This is a genomic window from Parafrankia soli, from assembly GCF_001854695.1.
GTDB classification, from domain to species: domain Bacteria; phylum Actinomycetota; class Actinomycetes; order Frankiales; family Frankiaceae; genus Parafrankia; species Parafrankia soli.
This window is the reverse complement of sequence record NZ_MAXA01000164.1, coordinates 1-1572: the sequence shown is the minus strand read 5'-3', so window position 1 is coordinate 1572 and position 1572 is coordinate 1. Positions and strand designations below refer to the sequence as shown.

The 1572-nt window shown below is 70.9% G+C and carries 5 protein-coding genes; all 5 read left to right on the top strand.

The annotated features are described in order from the left end of the window. The coding region (locus BBK14_RS14025; protein ID WP_206744666.1) for a hypothetical protein at positions 1-377 on the top strand (377 nt) is incomplete at its 5' end. Further along, positions 374-607, top strand: a complete 234-nt coding sequence (locus BBK14_RS14020) for a hypothetical protein (protein WP_071062673.1) — start codon at positions 374-376, stop codon at positions 605-607. The genes BBK14_RS14025 and BBK14_RS14020, both read left to right, overlap by 4 nt. Positions 608-630: 23 nt before the next feature. Further along, entirely contained in the window at positions 631-882 is a 252-nt protein-coding gene (locus BBK14_RS14015; RefSeq protein WP_071062671.1) for a hypothetical protein, read from the top strand. 123 nt (positions 883-1005) lie between these two features. Beyond that, positions 1006-1281, top strand: a complete 276-nt coding sequence (locus BBK14_RS14010) for a hypothetical protein (RefSeq protein WP_071062669.1) — start codon at positions 1006-1008, stop codon at positions 1279-1281. Beyond that, the gene (locus BBK14_RS14005) at positions 1278-1568 is read left to right on the top strand and encodes a hypothetical protein (protein WP_071062666.1); all 291 of its coding nucleotides are present in this window, start codon (positions 1278-1280) and stop codon (positions 1566-1568) included. The genes BBK14_RS14010 and BBK14_RS14005 overlap by 4 nt, the downstream gene beginning before the upstream one ends. The last annotated feature ends 4 nt before the right edge of the window (positions 1569-1572 follow it).

The window sequence follows — 1572 nt, the reverse complement described above, 5'->3', positions numbered from 1 at the left end:
GACTGGGACGAACCGGTCGCGGCCCCCGCCGTTCAGCGCATCGAGTCCGGATGGCCGGCAGGCACGTGATGAGCACCTGCGCCGACCGTCCGGTCTACTTCACCATCGCCCAGCTCGCCCGCCGCGTCGGCCTCTCTGACGGCCGGGTCCGAGCCCTGTGGGCCACGCAGCGAGCAAGCCTCCCGATCCCGGACGCACTGGACGCGGATCAACGACCTCTGTGGCTCGCCTCAACGATCGAGGCCTGGTGGGCGCTGCGGAAGCGGCCCGCAAGCGAACTGGCCGCGACGCTGATGGCCAAGGCATCTCCAGGTAGCCCCGAGGACGCCTGGCTGCGCGAGCAGGTCGGCGAGCTGACCGGAGGTAGAACGGCATGATCGACCCACCGGAGCTGGACACGGTCGCCGAGGCATTTCAGCCGGACGTCCCCCGTCACCGCGCGGAAGGCGCCGCGCAGGACGTGATCGCAGCGGCCGACCGTCAAGGCCGAGCCCTGGGCGACGACGAGGTCGAGAACCTGATCGCATGTCGGGTCCCAATGCTGGCGGCCCGGGAGGTCGCCCCGCGCGTCGCCGCCGCCCTCCGGAAGTCCCGCGGGGGCGTGTGATGGCCAAAGAGAAAGAGGACCCAATGGACGACGACCGCGAATTCGAAAGCGTTCGGCAGGACCTGCTCGGCGAGCAGCGTTCCATGGACATCAACCGGCGGATCATGGGAATCGACTCCCGGGATCCACTTCTGGCCGACCGGCTCTACCACGACCCGGACATCATTGGCCGCGGCCGCCGTCTGGCCGCCGCCGAGAACCGCCGCGCCGAGTACGCCGGCGAAGCCCTGAACTGGCTGACCGGCAACGGGTCTCGGCCCCAGGGGGATGGATGATTCGCCACCCGGCCGCACAGCACCTGTCCCGGCGGGACGCCGAGAGCGGCCCGGCACTCCTTCGCACGTCCGGTGATCTTTCAACTTCTAGCGACCAACCCTGACCCCATCTGGAGACTCCCCATGGTCGACCTGCCACCCCTTCTCGATCAGCCCACCTTCGACGCCCAGGCTGACGCCGCGACCCGCGTGCACAAGCTGGCGATCCCCCGGCACGTGACCATGTACGCCGAGCGCAGGAAGAACGCCTTCGGCCCCGACCACCACTACGCGGTGACCGGCTTCTATCCGCGCGGCGAGGAGGCGTTCACCGAACAGATCGTCCCCGGCAGCCAGGCCGAAGACGCCAGCGAGGCGATCCGGGTGCAGCTCGGCCGGTTCCGCGAGCGGGGCTGGTGACCGTGCCCGACACCGCGATCGGCTTCCCTGGCCACGGCGCGCTCGTGGTCGCCGGCGCCGCCTGCGGCCACGACCCGGACGAGGCGGCCCGGATCGCCCTCGACCAGGTTCTCGACGACTCGTCCCCCACAGCTACCGGACGGCTGGTCTCCGCCGCCCACGGCCAGATCACCGCGCACGTGATCCCCCCGTGGAGGCGAGAGCTGTCGGAATGGGCGCCGCCGGTCGAGGTGGTCGACGCCGCGGCCGGCGCGCTGGGATCGCTGGGGGTGGTCGGGGATGCCTGACTCC